Source organism: Psychromonas aquatilis, assembly GCF_038155185.1.
Taxonomy (GTDB): Bacteria; Pseudomonadota; Gammaproteobacteria; order Enterobacterales; family Psychromonadaceae; genus Psychromonas; species Psychromonas aquatilis.
Map to the genome: position 1 here is coordinate 1 of NZ_JBAKAZ010000512.1, position 206 is coordinate 206.

At 43.7% G+C, this 206-nt stretch carries 1 protein-coding gene; it reads left to right on the forward strand.

Annotated features, from left to right (window positions below):
* The coding region (locus V6256_RS16335) for a crossover junction endodeoxyribonuclease RuvC (RefSeq protein ID WP_341599222.1) at window positions 1–183 on the forward strand (183 nt) is incomplete at its 5' end.
* Window positions 184–206: the final 23 nt, after the last annotated feature.

Consider the following 206-nt stretch of genomic DNA (forward strand, 5'->3'; position numbering starts at 1 on the left):
ATCTGTGCTGCTACAAAAGATCAGGTTCAATCAATGGTTATGCAAATGCTAATGATGTCTGGAAAGCCACAAGCTGATGCTGCCGATGGTTTAGCGGTAGCCATATGCCATGCTCATACTGCACAATCCGTAGTGTCGATGGCAGGACAAGTTAAAAAACCTGTCCGTGGGCGATTTCGATAACCTTTTGTTTAAATGGATTACTC